The organism is Litorimonas haliclonae, assembly GCF_965138505.1.
In the GTDB taxonomy this organism is placed as follows: domain Bacteria; phylum Pseudomonadota; class Alphaproteobacteria; order Caulobacterales; family Maricaulaceae; genus Litorimonas; species Litorimonas haliclonae.
On record NZ_CBCSCO010000002.1, the window covers coordinates 341,136 to 364,525 of the forward strand.

At 43.0% G+C, this 23,390-nt stretch carries 28 protein-coding genes; 13 read left to right on the forward strand and 15 right to left on the reverse strand.

All coding sequences use genetic code 11. From position 1 onward, the window contains the following. Positions 1-29: 29 nt before the first annotated feature. From ACNA05_RS05760 to ACNA05_RS05775, 4 genes are all read left to right on the forward strand, one after another. A complete protein-coding gene (locus ACNA05_RS05760) occupies positions 30-770 on the forward strand; it encodes a hypothetical protein (protein WP_415810455.1) in 741 nt (246 codons plus the stop codon). Between the two features lie 317 nt (positions 771-1,087). Further along, a complete protein-coding gene (locus ACNA05_RS05765; protein ID WP_415810456.1) occupies positions 1,088-2,323 on the forward strand; it encodes an HlyD family secretion protein in 1,236 nt (411 codons plus the stop codon). Positions 2,324-2,696: 373 nt separating this feature from the next. Next, positions 2,697-3,215, forward strand: a complete 519-nt coding sequence (locus tag ACNA05_RS05770) for an antirestriction protein ArdA (protein WP_415810457.1) — start codon at positions 2,697-2,699, stop codon at positions 3,213-3,215. A 1-nt stretch (position 3,216) separates the two neighbouring features. Further along, positions 3,217-3,513 (forward strand): hypothetical protein, encoded by a 297-nt coding sequence (locus tag ACNA05_RS05775; protein ID WP_415810458.1) that lies wholly within the window; start codon positions 3,217-3,219, stop codon positions 3,511-3,513. An 11-nt stretch (positions 3,514-3,524) separates the two neighbouring features. On the opposite strand, the gene ACNA05_RS05780 is transcribed toward ACNA05_RS05775, so the two are convergent. Together ACNA05_RS05780 and ACNA05_RS05785 are read right to left on the reverse strand one after the other, a co-directional pair. After that, positions 3,525-3,701 carry a hypothetical protein gene (locus ACNA05_RS05780; RefSeq protein ID WP_415810459.1) on the reverse strand — a complete coding sequence of 59 codons (177 nt, stop codon included), beginning with the start codon at positions 3,699-3,701 and terminating at the stop codon, positions 3,525-3,527. Positions 3,702-3,933: 232 nt separating this feature from the next. Then, positions 3,934-4,491, reverse strand: coding sequence for a recombinase family protein (locus ACNA05_RS05785; RefSeq protein ID WP_415810460.1), 558 nt, complete (start codon positions 4,489-4,491; stop codon positions 3,934-3,936). 257 nt (positions 4,492-4,748) lie between these two features. On the opposite strand from ACNA05_RS05785, the gene ACNA05_RS05790 reads away from it, so the two are divergent. After that, positions 4,749-5,276 carry a hypothetical protein gene (locus ACNA05_RS05790; protein ID WP_415810461.1) on the forward strand — a complete coding sequence of 176 codons (528 nt, stop codon included), beginning with the start codon at positions 4,749-4,751 and terminating at the stop codon, positions 5,274-5,276. 1 nt (position 5,277) lies between these two features. Here the strand turns inward: ACNA05_RS05790 and ACNA05_RS05795 are convergent, their stop codons facing one another. From ACNA05_RS05795 to ACNA05_RS05825, 7 genes are all read right to left on the reverse strand, one after another. Next, on the reverse strand, positions 5,278-6,180 hold the full coding sequence (locus ACNA05_RS05795) for a hypothetical protein (protein ID WP_415810462.1): 903 nt from the start codon (positions 6,178-6,180) through the stop codon (positions 5,278-5,280). A 193-nt stretch (positions 6,181-6,373) separates the two neighbouring features. After that, positions 6,374-7,033, reverse strand: coding sequence for a hypothetical protein (locus ACNA05_RS05800; protein ID WP_415810463.1), 660 nt, complete (start codon positions 7,031-7,033; stop codon positions 6,374-6,376). Beyond that, positions 7,021-8,046 carry a hypothetical protein gene (locus tag ACNA05_RS05805; protein ID WP_415810464.1) on the reverse strand — a complete coding sequence of 342 codons (1,026 nt, stop codon included), beginning with the start codon at positions 8,044-8,046 and terminating at the stop codon, positions 7,021-7,023. Before ACNA05_RS05805 ends, ACNA05_RS05800 begins: the two co-directional genes overlap by 13 nt. Continuing rightward, positions 7,982-8,977 (reverse strand): hypothetical protein, encoded by a 996-nt coding sequence (locus ACNA05_RS05810; RefSeq protein ID WP_415810465.1) that lies wholly within the window; start codon positions 8,975-8,977, stop codon positions 7,982-7,984. Before ACNA05_RS05810 ends, ACNA05_RS05805 begins: the two co-directional genes overlap by 65 nt. A gap of 193 nt (positions 8,978-9,170) precedes the next feature. After that, entirely contained in the window at positions 9,171-9,641 is a 471-nt protein-coding gene (locus ACNA05_RS05815) for a hypothetical protein (protein ID WP_415810466.1), read from the reverse strand. A 63-nt stretch (positions 9,642-9,704) separates the two neighbouring features. Beyond that, the gene (locus tag ACNA05_RS05820; RefSeq protein ID WP_415810467.1) at positions 9,705-10,343 is read right to left on the reverse strand and encodes a Fic/DOC family protein; all 639 of its coding nucleotides are present in this window, start codon (positions 10,341-10,343) and stop codon (positions 9,705-9,707) included. A 71-nt stretch (positions 10,344-10,414) separates the two neighbouring features. After that, a complete protein-coding gene (locus ACNA05_RS05825) occupies positions 10,415-10,648 on the reverse strand; it encodes a hypothetical protein (protein WP_415810468.1) in 234 nt (77 codons plus the stop codon). Positions 10,649-10,786: 138 nt separating this feature from the next. Between ACNA05_RS05825 and ACNA05_RS05830 the strand changes: the two genes are divergently transcribed. Beyond that, positions 10,787-11,467 carry a type IV secretory system conjugative DNA transfer family protein gene (locus ACNA05_RS05830; protein WP_415810469.1) on the forward strand — a complete coding sequence of 227 codons (681 nt, stop codon included), beginning with the start codon at positions 10,787-10,789 and terminating at the stop codon, positions 11,465-11,467. Further along, entirely contained in the window at positions 11,460-12,545 is a 1,086-nt protein-coding gene (locus tag ACNA05_RS05835) for a type IV secretory system conjugative DNA transfer family protein (RefSeq protein WP_415810470.1), read from the forward strand. Before ACNA05_RS05830 ends, ACNA05_RS05835 begins: the two co-directional genes overlap by 8 nt. A 7-nt stretch (positions 12,546-12,552) precedes the next feature. Here the strand turns inward: ACNA05_RS05835 and ACNA05_RS05840 are convergent, their stop codons facing one another. The 3 genes from ACNA05_RS05840 to ACNA05_RS05850 form a co-directional block, all read right to left on the reverse strand. Then, positions 12,553-12,912 carry a hypothetical protein gene (locus ACNA05_RS05840; protein ID WP_415810471.1) on the reverse strand — a complete coding sequence of 120 codons (360 nt, stop codon included), beginning with the start codon at positions 12,910-12,912 and terminating at the stop codon, positions 12,553-12,555. A gap of 72 nt (positions 12,913-12,984) precedes the next feature. Further along, complete coding sequence (locus tag ACNA05_RS05845; protein WP_415810472.1) at positions 12,985-13,737, reverse strand: hypothetical protein; 753 nt, start codon at positions 13,735-13,737, stop codon at positions 12,985-12,987. A 90-nt stretch (positions 13,738-13,827) separates the two neighbouring features. Then, on the reverse strand, positions 13,828-14,157 hold the full coding sequence (locus tag ACNA05_RS05850) for a hypothetical protein (protein ID WP_415810473.1): 330 nt from the start codon (positions 14,155-14,157) through the stop codon (positions 13,828-13,830). A gap of 308 nt (positions 14,158-14,465) precedes the next feature. Here ACNA05_RS05850 and ACNA05_RS05855 point away from each other — a divergent pair, with 308 nt between their 5' ends. Continuing rightward, positions 14,466-15,071: a hypothetical protein gene (locus tag ACNA05_RS05855; RefSeq protein ID WP_415810474.1), complete on the forward strand. Its 606-nt coding sequence runs from the start codon at positions 14,466-14,468 to the stop codon at positions 15,069-15,071. 53 nt (positions 15,072-15,124) lie between these two features. Then, entirely contained in the window at positions 15,125-16,411 is a 1,287-nt protein-coding gene (locus ACNA05_RS05860; RefSeq protein ID WP_415810475.1) for a tetratricopeptide repeat protein, read from the forward strand. Between the two features lie 501 nt (positions 16,412-16,912). On the opposite strand, the gene ACNA05_RS05865 is transcribed toward ACNA05_RS05860, so the two are convergent. Both ACNA05_RS05865 and ACNA05_RS05870 read right to left on the reverse strand, forming a co-directional pair. After that, complete coding sequence (locus ACNA05_RS05865) at positions 16,913-17,791, reverse strand: hypothetical protein (RefSeq protein WP_415810476.1); 879 nt, start codon at positions 17,789-17,791, stop codon at positions 16,913-16,915. Continuing rightward, positions 17,791-19,038, reverse strand: a complete 1,248-nt coding sequence (locus ACNA05_RS05870) for a TIR domain-containing protein (RefSeq protein ID WP_415810477.1) — start codon at positions 19,036-19,038, stop codon at positions 17,791-17,793. Before ACNA05_RS05870 ends, ACNA05_RS05865 begins: the two co-directional genes overlap by 1 nt. A 103-nt stretch (positions 19,039-19,141) precedes the next feature. On the opposite strand from ACNA05_RS05870, the gene ACNA05_RS05875 reads away from it, so the two are divergent. The 4 genes from ACNA05_RS05875 to ACNA05_RS05890 are packed head-to-tail and all read left to right on the forward strand — an operon-like array spanning position 19,142 to position 22,065. Then, positions 19,142-19,618, forward strand: coding sequence for a TIR domain-containing protein (locus tag ACNA05_RS05875; RefSeq protein ID WP_415810478.1), 477 nt, complete (start codon positions 19,142-19,144; stop codon positions 19,616-19,618). Positions 19,619-19,622: 4 nt separating this feature from the next. Continuing rightward, positions 19,623-20,249, forward strand: coding sequence for an Nmad2 family putative nucleotide modification protein (locus ACNA05_RS05880; protein WP_415810480.1), 627 nt, complete (start codon positions 19,623-19,625; stop codon positions 20,247-20,249). Between the two features lie 17 nt (positions 20,250-20,266). Next, on the forward strand, positions 20,267-21,397 hold the full coding sequence (locus ACNA05_RS05885; protein WP_415810481.1) for a nucleoside triphosphate pyrophosphohydrolase family protein: 1,131 nt from the start codon (positions 20,267-20,269) through the stop codon (positions 21,395-21,397). Further along, positions 21,394-22,065, forward strand: coding sequence for a uracil-DNA glycosylase (locus ACNA05_RS05890; RefSeq protein ID WP_415810482.1), 672 nt, complete (start codon positions 21,394-21,396; stop codon positions 22,063-22,065). The genes ACNA05_RS05885 and ACNA05_RS05890 overlap by 4 nt, the downstream gene beginning before the upstream one ends. Before the next feature lie 16 nt (positions 22,066-22,081). Here ACNA05_RS05890 and ACNA05_RS05895 read toward each other — a convergent pair whose 3' ends face one another. Further along, a complete protein-coding gene (locus tag ACNA05_RS05895) occupies positions 22,082-23,224 on the reverse strand; it encodes a patatin-like phospholipase family protein (protein WP_415810483.1) in 1,143 nt (380 codons plus the stop codon). Between the last annotated feature and the right edge of the window lie 166 nt (positions 23,225-23,390).

Consider the following 23,390-nt stretch of genomic DNA (forward strand, 5'->3'; position numbering starts at 1 on the left):
TTTCTATACATCGATATGGATGCTTTTAAATGCTGTCAGTATTTAGTAAATTTAACTTTATTTCATTGATAGCTCTTCTGTTGGTCTCATGCGGCCAACAGAACAAAACTCTTAGGGTTGAAGCCAGAATTGACTCCGAACTATTAAAGTCCATTAAATCTAATTATTATTTAGAGCCTTACGATTTACTTGTTATTTCTAGCTATGGTGGCGACGAACTTGCAGCTATTGAAATTAGAAAATTTTTAAGTGAAAATAAAATTAGAGTTGCTGCGGACAAATACTGTTTATCGAGTTGTGCAATGCATATTTTACTGCCACTTACTAACTCTACTATAAACAATGATACTTTAGTTGCGCTCCACCCTAGCGCGGCATCATTTGATAACGAACACTTTTTGACTAAAATTGAACCCAGTTTTGCAAAAAAAATACGCAAAATATCAAATAGTGTAAATAATTATGATAATTTTGACGCAAGAGGTTTGTATAATTACTCTTTAGGAGCAATGATGCCGACTTGTACAAAAGATGCTAACAATCCAGTTTCTTTTAATTCTAGATATAATTTTTGGATACCTAATGAAGATGTCTTGCGTAAGTATGGTGTCCGGATAAATGGTTACTGGCCTTCCGATTTTGAAACAGCACAGAAATTAGTTTTAAAGTACATGCAGCCAAATTTAGCTTGGGCGTATGGGCTTTCAGAGCTTGAGTTTTTGAGCGATGATAGCGTGTCTAATTATCTTAGCAGGATCCCAAAGTGTTAGTACTACTAGTCTTCTCCGTGGCTTTGAGTGTTTGGTTTTGTATTCGGAATTATAGCTCTAATCGACGCCTACCTACACTATTTCATTGTGTAGCAGTTTCACTTCTATTGTTGAGTTGGATAAAAAAAAATAGCGACTTAAACTATTCGAGCATAACGGAGATAGTAACAATAACTCTTGTTACTAATCTTTTGTTCTTCCAGTGGATCACTAAGATTGAATCTTTTTTAACAAGGATAATGATGAGTATTCTTTATTTGGCAGCAGCATTTCTCATTTTTCGTCAGACGTTACAAGATTCAGGAATCTAAAGCTCTGTGACGTTTTTCCGAAAAGAATCCTTAGAGCATAAACGTCGCAAGCTTCACGGCGAGGTTATTCTCGTGCAGCCTATTGGTTTCTTCGTGATGACAGCTTTGTTTTTTACCGTCACGGCAGCTCTTGTTTTCTTCCTGATGAATGGAGAGTACAAGCGAAAGGAGACTGTTATTGGCTATATAAATCCATCTAATGGACTATCCGTTATCAGAGCGGATCAAGGTGGGCGGTTGACCCAAGTGTTTGTGAATGAAGGCGACTTCATTCAAGCTGGCGCCCCTCTTTTCGAAAGCCGAATAGATGTCGATACGCAAGAGGGGTTTGTCGGAGAACGTCGCCTTGAAAGTACGGATGTTCGTCTTTCTGAGCTGCGGGAGCAAGAAGCTGCTATTCAAGACCGGTATCGCCAAGACGGGGCCCGCTTTCGCGATCAAATCAATAATATAGAACGTGAAATTACCGGATTGAAGAAACGACGCGGTCTTCAACAACAGGCGGTAGATTTGGCGGAATCGCAACTGTTGAAATTTGAACGCCTCTTGAAGGACGACACTGTCTCTCAACTGGAATTCAATCAAACGAAGACGAACGACATTAATCAACGTCTGTCTTTAGAAGCAATTGACCAGCAAATTGTTTCCCGAGAGGGAAGTTTAGTCGAAGCGCGATACACTCTTCGCGGCTTGGGTAATGCGGAAGAGAGGGAACTTTCTCAATTGAGGCAGCAAATCGCGCAATTGGAAGAAAGCCGGACAAGCCTGGAAGCGTCTAGCCGGTATATTGTGCGCAGTCCCATATCCGGCCGAATTTCCGCGTTGCAGGGATCAGTTGGACAAAGCGTTCAACCCAGCGCGCCTATCGTCATGATCATCCCCGACGCTTCCGAGATGATTGCCACGCTTTTAGCCCCTACTCGCGCCGCCGCCTTCTTAGCCGAGGGACAGGATGTCAATCTTTTGATAGATGCATTCCCCTATCAAAAATTCGGGGTTCAATTGGGAGTCATATCAGAAATTTCCCAAACGCCCTTCCGCCCCGGCGAGCTAAATGCCCCAATTGCTTTCGAGCAGTCTGTTTACCGCATCAAAGTCGCTCTCGATAAACAGACCGTCACTGCGTATGGCAAAGAAGTAGAGCTTAAACCCGGCATGACATTGCAGGGAGATCTGATTACAGATAGCCGAACGTTGCTTGAATGGATGCTAGATCCGTTGTTCACGTTAAAACGCGGGTAAACCTAATTTCGTAGCAATGAGGTGGTTCGATTATGGGTGTCTTAATTTCAAATTTCATGCTCACCTAGATATCTAAGTCAGAATGGCTACTTGTTTTTGATTGCAGATTTTACAAACAACAAAAATAAGTGTCTAAGCGGCTTTCGTGAATCGAGCCTTGTACCAAGTCTCGACCAGTCGGCATCAATCCCTGACGCAAAGACTTAGGGGCGCTGCCCCATCACCGCACTTCAAGTAAAATAGACACGGACCGAGGCTCGGCTTAGCCTGCGCCCGCACCATCACGCGCGATTTTCCTTTTCCGTTTGCACACCCCGCCTTCGCCAGTGGGCAAGGGTTCATGACGAACCCAAACTCAAAAAAGGTGAAGAGAATGAAAAAGGAAATAACTGAAATTAGAATCTATGTGGCGTGTATAGCCTCATACAATAACGGAATACTACATGGGCGTTGGATAGATGCGACCTGTGGCGCAGACCATATCTTCCTAGAGATAGCTGACATGCTAAAAAACTCGCCAGCCTATATGGCAGAGGAATTTTCTATTCATGATTATGAGGGGTTTAAAGATATTCGCCTATCAGAATATGAATGTATCAACCAAGTTTGCGACTATGCAGAATTTATAGAGGAGCATGGCGAACTAGGCGCAAAACTCTTTGAGCATTTAGGTGATTTAGATGATGCAAAAAGCTACCTCGAAAACAACTATTTTGGTGAATATAAATCCGTTGCTGATTATGCGCAAATCCTAACCGAAGAGACAACAGAAATCCCTGAGAGCTTGCGCTATTACATCGACTATAAAGCAATGGCGCACGACATGGAAATCAATGACGTTCTCGCTATCGAGCTTCGTTATGATGAAGTCCATATCTTTGGGAGGTTTTAAAATGACCTACCAAACTCACAGACTGATATGGCAGGGCATCGAAATCGAAGCCAGATACGACCCGCAATATTGTGAAAGCATTGTTGCCCACCTTGAAATACAAGCCATCAAACCAGAGAGAACACGCCTACCCGTAACAGAGACAGGCTACCGCTCGCATTTTCACAATATTGGTATGATAGAGCGCGATTATGGGGGCGATGTGATAGCGTGTGTCGAAGATTGGCTGGATGAAGCTTCAAAAGATAAATCTTGGCAGGATTATGTTGAAGCGTCCCGACAAGGGAGCTTGTTTTAACTATCTAAAAATCAGGCGGGCGTGAGCCCGTCTTTGATTTTCAGAGCAGTTTTTACGGATTTAATTTGAGTCGCGACGTGTGTGTCGCGACGGTCAAATCGCAAAAGCGATTTATAACGGCGTAAAAGAGTTTGAAGTTCAGATTTTGTAAGTCTCGATAATGAAGCGATGTTGAAATGCTCGTGCATAATTGCCTCCCTTTTTTTAGAAGGCTGCGCCAGTCGCAACCTTTTCATGGGGAAAGAGGCAGGAGGGCATTTTTCAGAGACGCATCACCTACGCAAAGCAACAGGTCGCAACGCTCCGAAGGGGGAGAGAAGAAGCGTTTACGCTTGAGGCTAGTCACTTAAAAGTGACAGATATGACTTTTGAAAAGGTTTGAGATTTGACGCGCTAAATAGCGGAGGGCAATGAAAGCATTTAGACTGCGCGATAGATCGTTCTTACCGTAACCCCAAACCGCTTGGCGATAATGTTCTTGTGAATGCCATCCGTATTTAGACGGCGCACCGTAACAATCTGTTTTGGATTAAGGGCGCGGGGTCGCCCAAGTTTAACGCCTCGTTCCTTTGCAGCTTGCAAACCCGCTTTTGTGCGCTCAGAAATCAAATTCTTCTCTAGCTCCGCAAACGCGTTTTGGATTTGATAGAAGCATCTGCCCATAGGCGTGCTCGTATCAATCCCTTCCATAATCACCACAAAGTCGATTTTGTGTTTCTCGAAATGGTCAAGAATATCCATAGCATGACGTAGAGAGCGAAAGGCGCGATCAAGTCGCCATAGAACAAGAGAGTCGTGAGGGCGCAGAGCCTCTAATACCTGTTCAAAGCCTGGTCGGGATTTAGCCGTGGCGGAAATGCCTTTATCTGTGAATATTTTATCGCAACGTGCCGAATTAAGTGCGTTCAGTTGTAAATCAAGCGTTTGCTCGCATGTTGAGATTCGCGCATATCCCAAGCGTCTTGGCGTAGTGTCCATAATGAAAAAAATGTAGGTTTTCTGTTGGTTTGAACGTCAGATGTCTTTGACAAAAAGGATCGTTTTTGTCGAAAGCCTTTTTAGTCCTATATCTGCCGCGTTTTTGACTGATCTTTTCAGCACTACACGTTGCGTATCATACTCAAATCGCTTCATTTTTTCAAGCTTTATCGACTCTGGGCTTAAATTCGATACGCGACTGCCAAAACACATTGACCCAAACCATCCTTTTTGTCCGCAACAAAAAAGAGATGAACATGAGCATTCTAAGAGACAAATTTGTAGGACTAGCTGCGCCGGTCATGGCTGCAACACTCGCTTTTTCATCTCCGGCTTGGGCAGAGGACAATCCTGCCAACAGCAACGTGCCTGTTACGAATGCAAGTGTTTCGACATCGATTCCGGTTAAAATGACCAAGCCCCAATATGTCGGGGCAGCTAACGAAACAGCTAATGACGCTCGAATACTAGCAGCAGCAGCTTCGCGAGACAAAGTTGCAATCGTTGTTTGGGGTGGCACTAAAGGTTTACAGTTTGAAGCCTACAAAGCGGCTCAAGACCTTATTAACGAGGGTATTCCCGTAGCCTTTGTCTCGGCACCTGACACGAATTCTTTAGAGGGCGACGCAATCTTTCAGATTTATGCTAAAAGCGCCCCACAAGGAAAAGATGGTCACTTTGGGAACGATCACGCAGATAAAGTTCGTGCGAATATGTATGAAACGGCGAAAGCAACGTATCAAAGAGTTTTTCCTCAAAAAATTGCCAGCCTGGATATCCAATAATTTAAATTGAGGCTTCAAGTGTTGGTGTTTTGCTAACTTGATTAAGGTCATGCGTAATTTCAGCTAGTTGAACATTGCCCTCTGCCATAGAGTTAAATTCACCAGATGCCGCCATCGTATCTGCAAATGGGTCGGGCTCACCAACATCCACCTGAGATTCAGCGGCTTTTGCTTTGGCTACTACGTTATGATTATCAACGAGTTCGGTTCTGCCTTGGGTTCGGACAGCCTGATTTGAATCTAGTGAAACTGACTTCAATTCACTTTGAGAGCTGTTTAATTCTCTTTTGTGAGTAGCGTTGGCTTCGTCTTTTGCAGCATTAGCAGCCGCTTTAACTGCGGATTTCATGCGAGGATCATTTTCTACGTCATTTGCTTTGGCAACATCTTGTGGCGCTGGTTCAAGACCGTTGGCTTTCGCGTGAGCTATACGAGTCATCGCTTCCAAAGCCACAAGAGCTTGAGCTGCTTCTTGCTCTGAATAGCCCTGTGCCATTATTCTTTCCATGACGGCATCGCGGCCTTCTGGGTCTTTCAAGACTTCTGCAATGTCTTCCCATTCTCCGACTGTGAATGTAAAACTTCCAACACTAACAGGTGTCTGCAATCTTTGGATTTCAGCTCGTTGTGCATCCGACATTCCCGCGATTGCATGTTCAACATTTTCTTTTCTCTGCTCTTCTTGCTCTTGAAGCTCTGCATTAAGTCGAATTTCCGTGGCTATATCGGACACAGCCGATCCAAGCTCCATGGTATCATTTCCACGATTGGCATCAAAAGCATTTGACCCGCGAAAATCATTCATATTGATAACATCTGTAGGAATCATTGATGGACTTATAGCCAAATGCGCCGCAATCCCTGATTCTAATAAAGCTTGTTCTGTTACTTTCGTTAAAGACATATCCCCAATTCCATTAATTTAATTATTATTCTTTTAGGATAGAGAAGAAATCTTAAGACCGATTATATTTACCATAAAATTTGAGACTAATTTATTTCAAATTTTATGTAGTTTGCTATAGGGCTGATATAGCTAGAAAATAGATTTAAGTCGGGTATGAAATTCTGCAAAAGACCTTATCAGATATTCAAGTTTATGAGATTTTTGGGTTCTTTAATGCTAAAATAGTTTTCACTTCGTCTGTAGGGTAAGACCAAAGATAATTGAAAAAATCACGTTCAATATATTGATTTGCCGTTGGAGGCGGACCGGGGTTGTGAGCCGTTACGCCATTATCAGTTACATCAAAAACCAATATGGAATGATCACCCGGAGTATCGAGTCCAATAAGTTGATTCTGATCTATATGACATATCGATAAGTATCCGTCGCTATGCAGTTGCTTTAAGTTTGAATAATCAGGCACAACTATGTTTAGCTTCACATCAGATTCGAGTAAATTTTTAGTGTCTTTTACTGCACCCTCAACATCACTCTTTTCGTAATAGAGTTTAGTCAAATCTTCACCAAACGCTTCTGTCATGTATTCTTTGGGGGAGGTGGCAAACCGCTCAAAATCCATTGGATCGTAAACAACGACATCCAACCCTAATTTTGAGAGCTCAAGGTAAGACTTCATCGGCCACGTCATTTTTGACGGTTGAAAGCCGACCAGTTTCTCAACGCGCTCGCCACTCCATTTTTCTTCTGGTAGTAAGTGGGATACTGCTGACCGAACACATGCAGGCATACATCTAACGTTATCCGTACCATTTTCAAAAAAGGGTATTTTGTCGGATTTTAACCTTCCCATTTTAATACAACTCCGTGACCAGGCATAAGCCAATCGTTTATCCAGTAATTGACTTTTCCTTTTTTATTATCATCTTTAGCAATATTTTCGTTCCATAAACATTCTATTGTTCGCACATTTTTTATTTCCGAGGATAAAGCAGTGTAGTCTATCATAATATCCCGCACAAAGGCAGGGCGGTCAGGCGTCCAATAACAATATCCATCAGAAATAGTTTCAATGGAATTGAACTCAAAAATGACTCTATTTTTTTCTTTATCTTTTGAAAGCGCCACTTTCATTATCCGAAACTCTGAATAGTCGGCGCATTTTACACCAATATCGGAAAGATAATTTTTGGATTGAGCTTCTGATAAAAGTGATACTTCAAAATCACTGACGACACCATCTCCAGACCTTAGATTAACGATGTCGGTTGCTGCCTTGTCGTCGTAAATACTGACTTGATTAGGCAACACATAAATTTTATCTATATCCAAGCTATAATTCGATACGGCTTGAATCGAATGGATGTTGTTTAATAAAACGATAATAACTTCATCCCATGTAGTCGGGATTATACAATCTTCTCTTATCGACAATGCGTATTGACCTTGCGACACAGGTCTAAAGGACAACGTTACTCTGGATTCCCAAATAAGTCTGTCGGATGACAAAGTTCGATTGAAAATTTTGAGTAGTGAAGAGGCGCTTTCCTCACTACCACACCTCGAATTTAATGAAGAGCCTAGCATTTTTGCGGCCAATTCAGCATCTAGAGTTGAAGAAATTACATGCTTCACTGTTGCGGCAGGGAGGCTGGATGCGATACTTTCAATCTTTTTCTCAAGAGCTTCAGTTCTCTTATTAACAAGTAGATCGACAATTATACCGAATACCGCCGACACGATAATTGCGGCGATAAGATTGTCGATAAATCCGGAACCTGTCTGTGATATTCTGTCCCAATCAGCGTAAATCAGTAAGAAAATTATTACAAGGGCACCGATGAATACCGCTAAACGTCTCCACATTCTTTTCAAGCTCCGTATCTGAAAATGCTTCATAAAAGCATTCGGTTACTTTATACGAAATTGAGGCATTAGAAATAGTGTCCCATGTACCATGCGGGTTAATATCTATTATTCCGTACGTACCAGAATCTACGAGGACATCTACAGCCGCATAAAGCAATCCAACATCGTTCAAAAAACAACGAATTTGATCCGATAGCTTTTGATGTTCTTGCGTTACTTCTAACGTATCAAGACACTCTTGTGAAAAACGTATGTCAATAATTTCGCCTACTTTCTCATATTCCGTGACTATGGTGCGGTGAGGAAAAGAGTAAATCCTTAGTTCCTTAGCCGTTTTAATATAAGGTTGAATAATTATTGGGACTTCACTTAGTGTTTCATCTAAATCATCCTTCTCGACGACTGACGTTGGGATGAATTCTCCTGACGATACTTCATTATGATAGCCTGCCGATTTGATAATTAGCTTGTCACCAAAGGATTTCGGAATATTCTTGGCTGTATTTGTGCAAATCCAAGGCACAACTTCCAACCCATGAGCCACTGCCAAACGTAAGGATATCAGATTATTTGACATGGCTTTTGCACACTTCGGACAATTAAAGGTAGGCCCATTTGCTAAAATTTCAGATAAGTAGTCGTTTATTGGCTCCCATGATGCATGGATATAACTTTCATCTCTTGCAGTCGAATATAGACCACACCAAGACGAAGAATAGTTTCTTGGGAAATACAAAATAAGGTCGAAGGAAGAGATTGTATGGGTGTTTATGGATATATCTTTTCGTAAGAAATGTGTCTTAATTTCATTTCGATTACTTGATGTGTCAATCCAGCTGACCGCGCAGTCTAGTCGTTTACCTATCTTTTCAAAATATTGCTCACCTTTTAAGAAGGTTGGGCCGATGATCGCTATTTTGTTAAGCATCACCGACCCACACTAGTTCAAGCTGTAGGGCCGCCTGAGCTGAACTTAGCTTTTGCTTCTACTTTTGTAGAAAGAATCAATCCACTCATAGTTCTTCTCCTCTTCGAATAGTGACCAAATTGACAACAACAGCCAATTCCTTATATGTGGGAACTAATTTCGGATTTTCAAGCTAATTTTTTATAATAATGAACTATTCTAAATCGAACGATATATTTCGATAACAGAATTTCAATGCTCTTTTTTCGCAGATTTTGCCGTTCCGAATTCTCAAGATTGTATAATGTTTTTTGGTCAATCCATCTCGCAAGGGCTTGGGCATGTGACGCATGATGTTAATTGTGCCAAGTCCCGTGCGTTCTTTTTCGGACTTGAGATGCTGACGCATACTTTCTGCGATCGAAATACGATCCGATTTTGATTTAATCTTGGTGTTGGGTTGATAGTCTTGGTACCGCTCCAGCACCCAATTTAAATGCACAGGAGAAGCCGTAGATATCTCGCCAGACATCCACCCCTCAATCATGCTGACCGTGATTCCTTCTGGTCGTTCTTTTCGTGTCCCGCGTAAAAGCTTTAATACGCCAACCTTTGTGCGCTCCTTTTCAGATATGAGTTTGTCAAGTTGATTTCTTGTAAGCGCCACGCGCTTAGAATTATTCATAATTTATTTTGTCATAACCGATGGTTAAAACTCAAAGATGCGTCGGATTTTTCTCCTTATATGTTATCGCCCACGATCTTTGTTATCACGGTCATTATTCTTTATCTGCTGGCGTAAATATTTTAACTTTTCTTCCTTTTTATCTTTGGACTTTGAAAGGATCCGTTCTGATATTGCACCTTCAATTACGGCACCCATTTCACGATGTGCGCCCATGACAGGCTGTTTATATGAATCGATTGAAGCTTCTATCCAGGAAGATTTTCTGAGTTTGTTATAATTCAGCGAGAAATCTGAGCGTTCTGCTAAATTTTGCAAGAATAACCGTTGAATCCGTCCATTACCCTCAGGAAAAGGATGGATAAAATTCAGATCGGCTAGGTAAACAGAGGCGCGGTGTGCAAACTGTTTTTTATCCTTCGTTTTGAAGCCGTCAGTCGATTTGAGGTCGTGACTAAGTTCGCCGCATAAACGCTCCATAGAGGTTTTGACAAAAACACCTTTCTCAAAATGAATGCGTTTATCGCCCTCGATATGTTTCGCCATATCCACATTTCGAAAGTCGCCCGCCCAGGGATAGACGCCTCCAAAAATTTGCCCGTGGAGCTTTTTGAACCCTTCTGGGCTAAATTTCATTTTGTTTGTTGGGGTTTCAAATGCCGCTTGTTCAGTTATGGCAGTCTCAATTTGAGCTAAGACCATAGAGTCTTTTATCCCAAAGTGATTGATGAAAGTGTTTGTACCCGGATAGAAATACCGCTCGTTATATGACGTCATTCTGCAACTAGGCTGGAGCTTTCATCATAATCGTTTGGGATCAGACCCTTCTTCTGAAAATATTCAATCAGAAGTCTTATAGACTCGCCTTTGCGCAAATCGCGGTTTTGTAAGTCATCCAAGAAGGCGCGGTCATCTGGATGGGTAATAAGGCCCTCGATGGCATTATTTGCAACCATATCTTTTGCTCGTTGGAGAGCTTGTTGTTTTTCGGCATTCGTCCGTTTCATAGAAATATTATATCATATTTGAATGTGGTTTGGCGAATGGTTTATGCCATCGTTTCTCACCTGTTTCCTGCCGATTGCGTAGTAATTTAGCATAGTCTCAAGTCAGCCTATCCTTTCAATTTATGAAAGGACAAGAAAATGAATTTGCCAAAAAATACTCAAATGTTTGGCTTTCCAAGAGGCGAAGCTAGAAACAAGGAGATAGACAATCGCAATAAGCTACTCGCGACCGCTTCATGGCAGATATTTCCTAAGCCCTTTAAAAAAGGCGACATCTGGCTTGGACGTGATGCGCAAGGAACGCCCATCGGCGTCAATGATGATCGCCATGTCTTTACATCAGCCTCAAACCGTGGCGGTAAAGGCTCCGGTCTTATTATTCCAAATCTCTGTCTTTGGGAGGGAAGCACGGTCGTCATTGACCCCAAAGGTGAGAACGCGGCAATAACTGCACGACACCGCGCCAAACGGCGCGGGCATAAAGTCGTTGCCATTGACCCCTATAATGAAGCCAAATTGCCACAAGAGCTTTTAGGCTTCTTCAACCCGCTAGACCTCATCGACATCACATCTGATGAGGCGATTGATATTGCGGGCATGATTGCAGACGCGCTTATCGTCAAAGCCAATGCCAAAGACGCGCATTGGGACGAAAGTGCACGGGATATAATTTCAGGGTTAATCCTCCATGTCTGCGATACCGAACCCCCTGAAACAAGCAATCTAGGGCGCGTGCACCAGCTTTTAATTAAGGGCGACCCAGACTTCCGGCACATCATGGAAATCACCGCTGAAGAAGAGGACGAGTCAGATGAATAATTTCGATGCACTTTGGGCTCACATGGCATCATGTGAAACAGAAAACGAAAATGTGCGTGATGTCATTGCGGGCGCGGCTTACTCCATCATGGCGACAGGCCAAAATGAGAGAGGCGGAATATTAAGTACCGCAAGGCGCAACACGCGCTTTTTATCAACTCCTCGAATTCGAGACGCGCTCGCCAAAACCAACTTTGATATAGACGCACTCAAAACCTCAAAAGGCGGCTTATCCATATATCTTTGTTTACCGGCGCGGATGTTTCCAACACATGCACGGTTCTTGCGCCTGATCATCAGTTTGCTTCTATTTCGCATGGGTGAGATCGGACTTGATAAACCAAAATTCGGCCACCCCGTTCTTTTTATCTTGGACGAGTTTGCCAGCCTTGGTCATATGGACATGCTCGAGAAGGCAGCGGGTCTCATGGCAGGGTATGGGGTTAAGCTCTGGACAATCACCCAAGATTTAACGCAAATTAAACACAACTATAAAGAGAGCTGGGAAACTTTCGTCGCGAATGCAGGCGTTAGCATCTTTTTTGCCAATTATGATCTGACCACTCTTGATTGGCTCTCACGGCGTATGGGCGAAACAGAGATTATCCGAGAGACATCAGGACGTTCAAACTCTAAATCAAAAGGAGGGTCAAGGACAGAAGGAATCAGTCAAAGCGAAGGGCAAAGCCAATCCAGCAGTCAGTCTCAATCGGAATCTGATATGGCTCCGCTGTCTAAAGCGGCCACTATTCAGGGCGGGCAATCCATCATGGACGTGTTCTCGCGCCGCTTTAAAAGCCCGTTAGCGCATAGTCGATCAGCGTCGTGCACGAATGGTGGCTCGACGCAGAGCACGACATCAAATTCAGACACGACAAATTCATCTGAAAGCGAAACGGAATCACGCACAGAGCAAATCCTTAAAACCCGTCTTATGAATCCAGATGAGGTCGCGTCATTCTTTGATCGCGAGACGGGCATGTCAGTTGCCTTTATTGGGGGTGTTGGGCCATTTGCAATAAAGCGCACGCCTTACTTTGAAGACCCAATGTTTAAGGGGCTCTATAAAGATATATAAGACGTTTCTAACGACCTTTTGAAAGGTCGTTAGTCTTTGTGGGATTAAAATCTTTTGAGGCGGTGCGGTTTATCTTCACCGCCTTTTTTGCTTTTTGTAATCGCGCTAAATGCGCGTTCCAATTTACCCCGTGCTCACCCATGCCTTTGGGTTGAAGCTTGGGTTCAGGGCGCAATGACGCTTGAGGGGTAATTGCAGCATTGGCCCGTTTAGCTTTACTCTGCATAGCCTTTGAAACACCTTTCCGAAAATCAGGACGAGCCGACTGAGGTGATTTAGCTTGCTTTGGGGCAGCGCGTTTTGCGTTTGGCTTTTTATCGAGCGTGTTGGCGTAAGTGATTGGAGGTCGTGATTTGCGAGAGGACATTTTAGCTTCCATTAAACAAAAGACCCCGCAACTGGTAGGTCGCGGGGCAAGAGAAAGAATTAATCTTTTAGTTTAGTTTCCGTTTGGCATGAGGCGAGAGCGCAGTTGAGCCGGGTCTTGAATGCCTTGCAGATAATCGCGCGACACTTCCCCAGAGCGATAACGGCTGATATCGACTAAATCATTTGCGATTTTTTGCCGTCCCTCTTGGGCAAGACGGCATGCCTCTGGTGAAGAAAGAGCACAGCCAACATCACCAAGCATCGTCATGAGGTTCCACCCGCCATGCGTTTTTGTCATGGCTTCCTGTTTCACATTCATAAGCGAGGCTTCCATTTGGTAAGCGACCTGCTGGATCATATTTGTGCGCTGATAAAGCATGTCATAAGCTTTGAGCGAGTCTTGGAGATTGGCCTGCACGATGGCGATATTTCTTTGAAACTCAAATTCAATGTCTTTTAGACCTTTTTGATATCGAAGCTCTACATCTTTCAAATCTGTTTGAAACAGGATTTCAGCATTGCGCTGCCCTTCGGCTCTGGCTTCCTCAATCATGAGTTCAGCTTCAGCTTTTGGGATGACCGTTTCACGGATCATGATTTTTTCAAAGTTTGAAGCGGCAAGCGCTCCGATACTGGATGGGTGATAATCTTGCGGAGCTGCGACTTCGGCGAGTAAGACTCCTGCTGTAATGACAGCGCTTGAAACGGACGCCGTGGCAATGACGCGAAGCCAGAGTGCAGGCTTTGCTCTTTGGCTTGAGACCGCAAGTTGAGGGTCACGCGCTGTAGATTGTAGAGGTGGGGTTTGGGATTGTTGTGTCATGTCCAAGTCTCCTTTTGTTGAGGACGCTTAGATAGTGATTGAAAGCGGCAGACCGCTTCCAATCCTTATGTAAGTAATCAGTGCGCAAACTTATGTTTGTTCATCTGCATTTGTTCTGCGCTGATATTCGACAATCGCTAGATAGGCGATAATCGGATAAAGTTTTGCAAGGGTAGTACGCCGCCCAGACACAAAGTTTTGAAGGTCGCGAGCTGTGACACCACCTCCGTAGATCAGTTTCCCGTCTTCCATCAAAACTCGGCCACGGTAAATGCTAAGTTTTCTCGCTATGAAAAACTGCAATTTATACATGCCAACATCAAGCTCTGCTTTTCTTCGTAGTAAAGCATCGCGGGCTTGCTCCCGCTGCTCAATCGTTATTTCGTAATCAATCAAAGAAATAATTATTTTATCAGGCATTTTTTTCTCCAAATTGGAGAACATCGATGTTCAGTTACATCGGTTAGCTAATCCGATGACATCCCGCAAAATGCGTTATGCCAGACAAAATTCACTGATGAGGGCAAGGTGGGTAAAGGTTGGAAAATAAAAAATGTATAAAATACATATAAATAGAGGGTGTGCAGAGGTGGTTTCTTACAATGATTGGTTTGAACGGTAGACCTCAATAACTTTACCACGAACGTAAAAAATTTGTAATTATGTCCAATAATGTGATATTATAACTTTTTTAATTAAAAAGACGCGTAGCGCACATCGAGGACAGAATGAATGAAAAGAGCTTTTTAGGAATTGATACTATTGAAAATGGATTCCATCGAGATTGGGGCGTTGATATGTCTGATTGGGAGACACCACGCTTACAACGCAAAACATGGTTTAACGAGAAGGGACAAGTCCATTGCAAAGATGGACCTGCAAGGCAATATTTTGACCATTCCTTTGAAACAAAGCCACTAATTATGGAAGAATGGTATATTGAAGGTAGGCGTCACCGGTTGGATGGACCAGCTACAACATTTTACCACGGAGAGCAGATAGGCTTTGAGGAGTGGTGGGTGAATGGAGCACTGCACAGAGACGGAGCTCCTGCAATACTAGAATACGATTCAGATAAGAATGTTGATCAGGAGTGGTGGTATCAAAATGGTTTGTTGCACAGAGAATATGGACCAGCAGAAACATCATATGACGGAGAAACTGGGTTTCCTCTTGTTGAACAGTGGTACTTTGAAGGCAGTTTACACAGGGTAAATAACCCAGCTGTTATAGAAAGAGATGACCGAAATGGAGCGGTTACCAGAGTAGAATACTGGACTCACGGAAGGAAAATTGACGCGCCTCAATCCCAATTCGGACCTAGTGTTCCATAGGAGCTAATACTTTTATCTTTGACACTCATGCCGGTGGGTTGCAAGAAAAAGCTATGAACTATGAAGACTATGTTTCTGATAAAGAATTTCTTTATGATCGCGTAAAGAATAACTACAAAAGCTACCCTCTTTTAAAGGAATTGGTCGCGCTTATACGAAACTGTCGAAAAGGTGATAACAGGGATCTTTATCGTGATGTATTTCCATTTGTCCAAGAATGGTCGTCGTTGAATGGAAAAAATAATCCACTTCCAAATTCTGTAGAGGTGGGTTTTAACAAACTCAAAAATTCTTTGACGCAAGTCCAAAATGGTGCGGCGCCTGGTTATATTCCTCCCCTGCTGGCGTGGCTTTGGTATCGACATGAGCAACATGCCAAAAGGTTTTACGATAAACATAAAATCCAACACCATCCTTACATTGGTCACCCTGACTTATCGGAGTGTCCGTTAGAAATTGCGGATAATTTTGAATATCGTAGCGGTTCACCGTCCGTTGAAACTTCTTCTACACAGATGCTCGACAAGCCAGCAACAACAGACGCTGAGAAAGAGGGCATCAAAAATATAACCATAAGCGAAGGTGAGAAAGAATCTAAGCGATCTTGGCAGAAATATATCCTTTTGGTGAGTATTGTTATCGCCACCATTATTTTCATTCTTTTGTTAAGAGGATTTGAAAGCTTTCAGTCTCATCAAGTTGTAGAGCGATCAGAATCTAAAGGAGCCAGTAGTCCCGTCGCTTCTGCATGGGGCGAAATTTCTAAAACTGATTGGTCGAACAAACATCTGAAGTATTTTTACAAATACATCCAATCTTCTGACCAAAGCGCCCTGCTTTCTGCGGCAGAAAACGGAAACTCCAATGCGATGACTTTATATGCAATTGGAAAGCACTCAGGACTAATTCTGCCCAGAGACCACGGGGTTGAACTCTCACAATTTTTGCGCCCTGCTTGTGAAGATGGGCATGGCAGAGCATGTTCTTTAATTGGCGTTCATTATCGAAGAGGATGGGGTGTAAAAAAGAGTGATGAACAAGCTGTTACTTATTTCGATAAAAGCTGCACTCTCGGAAATGGACTTGGATGTAATTATTTAGGTTCAAGGTACTTAATGGGAGAGGGCGTGCCTCAAGATATTGAAAAGGCATTGGCAATTTTCAAAGAGCAATGCGGTTTAGACACAAGCTCTTCTTGCTCCAACTTAGCATGGTTTTTTTATAAAAGTGGTCTGGTATCTCGTGACCTTGAAAAGGCTCAACATTATTATAACCGCTATTGTGACATTATACTTCCAGAAAGATGCAATTCTATCGAAACTGCATTTAGGGATCAGTGACACGTTTTGACCCTCTGTAACACCTCAGAGAAATTCGTAATTAGTAAATAAGGCAGAACGCAAGATGTAGTTAGTATTACAAAATAAATGTAATTTTATAACACTAACATCTTGAGAAGGGAGACGCTGCGCTCTCCCGTTCTATCCCTCTCGCCCATGGCGCAATTCAAACCCTGTTACAGAACTGGCGTTGCCAGATGAGCAGGGTGTTCTTGTGCCAATCAAACCGTATCGCCGTTTTACCACTCGCATTTCATGCAGAGCAAAGAGAGCCTTCGCGCTCCCTTATGCAATCCCATCGACAATTTCATTGAGACGCATCAGCGGGACATAAGGGCGTTCCTGCCCCTAAGAACCCAGACCATGTTCATGGAGACGCTTTCAGCGCGACAATGCTATTGAAGCCAACCGTACGCCGATTGTATGCCGCCAATGCTTTCGCCACTGGACACGATAAAGACAAGCAATCTATGAACCTCTTTCTTTTTACGGGGCTAATTTTTAGGGAGCGGCTTCCAAATCGCCTGATAAACGCCCTAATCCCTTACCCACCAATGCCGCGATTTCGCTAGGTCGATATGAGGCAGCTAATAAACAGTTTTCTTCGTCATTTAGGCCGTTCTCATAACCATCCCAACCTTCCGCTTTGACAATCTCAACCAAGTGATTAAGGCCATCAGTTAGGCGAGCATCAAGTTCATTACCGCCTTTTATCTGCGGGAACCATTCCGCAAAATCTGGACGCAAGGCCCGAATTACATCAAGTGTTGCACCGCCAAACCCCCCAGCAAGGTAAAGTGGTTGGCGGTTCTCAATCGAGAAAAGTACTTCTTCAACTATACCCGGCATTGCTCCTTGAAAGCCTGTTTTTTTCCCGCCAATGACAATTCTAGCTTCGGTATTGCTAGTCATATAAGTTCTCAATCCAGAAAGCGAGGCGGCGTGTTCTTCTTCGGAAAATTTTGGTTTAACCGGTTCATTGGGGTGCCTATCTAGAAGCAGTCCATCGGGGTCGAGAAAATGAATTTCGCCAAAGAGTCCTAAGTATTCCTTTTGTTCTTTGATTTCATCGGCACTCATTGAGCGATGAACTGTCCATGCTAAACATACTTTGAGTGGTCTATCTCGACGCCCATAGCGTTGAAGCTCTTCAATAAGAAAGTTTGTAATACCATTAGATTGAAGGTGCCCCCCGTAATAAATGCTTCCCTCCGCTATCACTACAGTGCGTGTTATTTCGCCTAACGTCATTCTAAAATGTGTGTCGAGTAAACCTAGTCTGGCTAAATCAGGGCTGTCCGATGCTGATATACCAAGACGCATCCCTCTTAGGGAGTCAGCTGGAAGAAGTTCCATGCGATCCTTACCATCATCCATCATCATCCTCCCCTAGTTGCTAGTTGCCGTGGCGTCATTATATCAATTTCGGATGTTAACTCCGTACTTCTTGCATAATTAATAAGAACCTCTCTTTCTTCTGGGCCGAGTGGTGGGTCTGGGTGTAATATTCTGATGCCTTCATTGGGCATAGGATTGCTCAGTAAGTAATCTTTGATCCAAATAAAAAGAGTGAGCAGCTCTGGCGCGTGAGGCGCCCACCATGCAACATCTAATTCGGGCCTATCCTGAGCGAGTTCCTTTTGTCGCATCCAAAGCGCTCTTTTTAAACATTCATCTACAAGAAGGTTTAGTGCTCTATACACGTCCTTTTCCTGCCACTGATTTTCTATCTTCCGCACAGCAACTCGAGGTACGTGATCCATTAAAAATGAGCCTCGTTCTTCTCCAGAACCAATCGCATCAACCATTATCAAAGGCATTCCGCTAACCTTAGCAATTGCTACTTCTCGTTGGCACCATTCACGGCTGGAATATAAATCGGTTCTTAGCGCTAGCATCGCACTTGTTCCAGACCTGGCTCTAAGTTCTGCCTCCCAATCAGAACCTGGCTGCAGGTCACTAGCATCGAAAAATTCATTCAGGCGAGTATTCCCAATAACTCTTCGTACCAATTCTATAAGTTCATCAACATCATCATTTTCATCAACTGAATGGTGTTTGGTATGACTGATGAAGGCTGTGAGCCTATCCATCTCGTCTGGAGAAACTAATTGAGCGATCCCTTGTGTAAGATCACGACACAACATACTCGAATTACTTTCCACTGTAGCATCATGGTTTCCCGAAGCTATATATTGATATTCTCGAAAGATTTGTCCTAGCGTGGTTTTGTTATTTGCACCTTTTGAGAATAAGTATGGAAAGATTCCATAAGTCTCAGGTGTTTGTGTCTGGACTTGTTGAACCGATGTTAAAAATCTATGCCAAGCAGAATTAGTATCTTCGACAGCTGCGGCCATTTCGGTTCCAATTAGCGGAACAATTGCAACAAATTGTGCTGGGCGAAGTCCGTTGGGAGCGTCAGTTTGTGTGGAGTAGATTGGTCGTGGGGCATCGTTATCAACTCCCCAGCCAGAGCTACGCAAGGATACTTGAATGCCTCCCCCGATCACTCCTGAAAAAGTTGGTCCGTGCATGAAATGATCAAAAATGATTTTTGCTAATTCATCACCGGACGCATCATCAGGATGCCAAACTATAAAAATTTCGAGTATTGGAGGAAGCATTAGCCAACTTTCAAAAGAAAACCTCTAAACCTAGTATTGAGTGAAACGTGGTTTAGTAATACTGTATAACATGATCAGGTTGTTATTTGGAAGTAGGTTGTAGGTGAGTAGCGAAACAAAAAATGTTTTTATTAGTCATGTTCACAAGGATGATGAGAAATTAGCCGTACTCAAAAGATTTCTCAAAATCAAAGGTATGGATATAAGAGATGCATCTATAACGTCTGACAAACCAAACAATGCCAAATCGCCTGAGTACATTAAATCTGCAATACTCACACCACAAATTAAATGGGCGAGCACGATGATTGTTTACATCTCTCCAGAAACGAAGGATAGCGATTGGGTGAATTGGGAAATCAAAAAGGCTCATGAATTAGGAAAAACTATAGTCGGGGTTTGGGAAAAAGGTGCGCACGGATGTGAGGTGCCTGCGGCGCTAGATGAGTACGGAAATGCTCTCGTTGCTTGGAACGCAGATAAAATAATTGGCGCTATAAATGGTGACTATGAAAAGTTTGAGCGTCAGGATGGTACCCCTTGCCAACCTCGACCGATTCACCGTCATCCGTGCGGGTAAATTGATGATGCCAACACTTCATAGTTACATAGTTGCTTATGACAGTGGGTTTGCTCCAAATCCTTTTCATGGATTTTGCACCTTAGCGACATGTAAGCCTGAAATTAGAAAGCATGCAGCCATTGGTGACTGGATTATTGGAACAGGAAGCAACCGAGTAGGAATTCGAAGAGGTGGATTTTTAGTTCATGCTATGCGGGTGACTGAAGCCATAACTTTCTCAGAATACTGGAATGACCCTCGGTTTGAAAAGAAAAAGCCAAACCTTTGTGCAAGCTATCGTATGGCATGTGGGGACAATATTTACTGTCCGAATGAAGTTGGTGGGTGGTCTCAAAAAAACTCTTACCATAGTAGCAGCGACGGCGAACCTGTGAAAAAGCACATAGATCGAGACACATCTGTAAATCGTGTTCTTATAAGTGACGATTTCATTTATTATGGGGCGGAAGGTCCTGAGTTTCCAAATAATTTGAAAGCCGCGGGTCTTGTCTTGGCGGGTAGAGGGCGAAAGAAAATTACAGCAGAACCTGTGATTAGGTGCTTCGAAAAATGGTTGTCTGAACTCAACGATATTGGATATCAAGGACGACCTTTTGATATGCTAGAAGAAGCAAGGAACAGAAAATGACTGTGTCGGACAACTCCATGAACATTCTTCTTTCCGATTATGAGATCGCTGTCGCTCCAACTGATCGATTTAAAAAATCAGATATCACGCCAATTTTATTCGGTTTATTTGGCGAAGTTGGCAGCGTTATGAGCGCGTCTAAGAAGCGACAGCGTGAAGAGAGCGCTTTTGCAGGCTACATGCGCGATGTCGAAGAAGAGTTCGGCGACACACTCTGGTATGTCTCGGCTTTATGTAGGCGGTTCGAAATTGACCTTTCAAAACTTTTCTTAGAAGCGATAAATGGCAGCGGATACACACTAAGCGTCATAGCTAATGACGATCCCGGCAGTCCTGTTGCTAAGGCTGTAACTAAGGCCGACCTAGCACCACTAGACATCCTACTTCTTCGCCTTGGCAAGCAGTCAGCTAATCTTTTGAGTCTTGGAGACAATCCAACAAACGCAAAATCCCATTTGCTCGATTTTGTGAAGCTTTACATTGATGCGGTGCAAGCTTCAAAAGTGTCTTTTGCGGCAATAGTTAGAGGGAACATTGTTAAGGTACGCGGTAGATTTCTTAAACCATCTATTGAGAGTCTCCCAGATTTCGATTTGAATTTCTCAGAGGAAGAGCAATTGCCTCGAAAATTTAGAATTGAGATTACCCAAAGAGCTAATAGTAGAAGTTACTTAAGATGGAAAGGCGTGTTTATTGGCGACCCATTATCTGATAATATTGGCGATCCGGATGGTTACCGTTTTCATGATGTGTTCCACTTTGCTAATGCTGCAGTTCTTCACTGGTCACCAACGTTCCGTGCATTAATCAAGCACAAGCGCAAGAGCGATAAGGATGTAGATGAGGCTCAGGATAGTGGTCGAGCTATTGTAATTGAAGAGGGACTAACTGCCTATATATTCTCTTATGCTAAGACCCTAAATTTGTTTGAGGGGCAGACTTCAGTCTCATTCGATTTGCTAAAAGCCGTTGAAAACTTTGTGCGAGGATATGAGGTGGAGGATTGCCCCCTTCATCTCTGGGAAAGTGCGATACTGCAGGGATACGATGTGTTCCGTAAGGTTCATGAACACAATGGGGGGGTTATTATTGGGGATAGAGAAAAGCGAACTCTTTCTTTTGAGCCAGTGGAGGCAAAAGAAGTATGAATGCTTTAGATATTCTAGAATCCATCCAACGCATGGAGTTCAAAAATACCTTTAATCCATATTTTGATCGGTGTCCTGTTCATGACTCTGACGAAGCTCCTGAATTGAGAAGATGGTATCTTTCAGAAATGTTGGATCGTGCGTCCGAATTAGAGGTGGACGCAATATGGGTAGGACGGGACCTAGGTTATCGCGGAGGCAGAAGGACGGGGCTAGCCCTAACGGATGATGTTCATTTTTCAGATCATCTTAGCCGCTGGGGGCTCGAGCCTAAACAGCTAACATGCGGCGCACCCGTTAAAGAACGAACAGCGACTGTAATCTGGGAAGTTCTTCAGAAAGTAAGTTCTCCTATTTTTCTTTGGAATGTCTTTCCTCTTCATCCTTTTGAAGGGGGGAAACCATTTTCAAATAGAGCACACAATGCAAAAGAAAGGGATGCTGGAGTTGATATATTAATGAGCATTATTGAGCTTGTGAAGCCAACTCAGGTGATTGCGATAGGTAATGATGCATTTAACGCACTTAGCAGTAAAGTTCCTGAAGAGAAATTACATAAAGTAAGGCACCCGAGTTATGGCGGTCAAACTGATTTTTTATTAAAAATGAAGGAAATATACGGCGAAACAATAAATGAATATACTTTAGATTTATTCTCAGAAAGTTGACCTTCTCTAAGGCGACTCAATAAAATTTGGACATGTGAGCTACCTTGACGTTATCGACGGCGTACTTGCGACCAACTTCCCTGAATTCAGTTGTAAATTTTGTATTGTCCATCTCTCTAAAGATTTTTGTTGATATGTGGCTTTTCCCTAACTCCGTTAAACCATTTGAGCTTAAATCAGGGTTATAACGAATGTAGCTAAACCGTTTACCAGTATCTGTATCTTCAGAAATTGGAATGCCGTCTTGATCTCGCGGAATCATATCTCCCAACTCACGGTCAACGGAAGCGCCATACAGACATCGACCTAAGAAGCGGCAGTTTATATCTTGTTCGGCCGACAACGTAGAAATCATCTCTGTTGGTATCATAGCCGCATTCTTAAAAAACAGTCTACCTCGTCGCGAGATAGATGAATCGCCTCGAGGAACATTCCCTGTTCCTATCGACACAAGAAGTAGGTTTTGTTCACCCTCTCGCCATGAGAGATTTTCTTTGTGCATTGATACCGTTCTGTAAAGAGCTAGAGCGGGATTGTTGTGTGCCGATACTCCGCCGTCCACAAAATAGAAACTTGCATTATCTCTATTTTGAGCATTCACGTTGATCTCTTCAGGTGAAAAGAAACTAGGAGCTGCTGTACTTGCTCTAACGAGTTGCCACAGCGGTAGATTCAAGTTGCAGAATTTATGAGCCTTTTCATTGTATTTTGAATGGGGATTGTTGCTAATAAGCCATGTAGAGTTGGTTGACGCATTCTGTAGAACGACCAGTAATAAGCAAGTAAGTTCGTCACTTCCAAGGAGTTTGTTTTCTGTGACGTCTTGTAAAATCTTCTGTAAATTCTTTTCGTTATATTTCGATCTGAACCGTTTGAACCAAACATTTTTACTGAACATTTCGTCGCCAAAATCAATATAAAACTCGATAATTTCATCAACGGTCATGCCCAAGGCGAGCCCTGTCGCAATTATTGACCCAGTGCTATTGCCAGCGATGAAATCAAAAAACATTCCTAATCGAAATTTTGCGCCTTTCCCCGTAGCAAGAGAAAGTTCTGTCTCTAGTTTTTTCAATATTTCAAGGGTGATCAAGCCAAGCATGCCCCCACCATCTAAAGAGAGTAGTCTTCTGCTTTGTTTTTTATCATGATGTATCATGGGGTGAATCTTTTCTTTTTAATGGCATGGCTTCGCTCAACCAACATAGCTTTGTTGCTTTGGAAAGAACAGAGTTGACTTGGCTTGTCCGAGCGCGATTTCGTAAACCGAGCCTGTAGTTTTAACAAGGAGGCTTTAATCCTTGACGTTTTAGGAGCAATCTCCC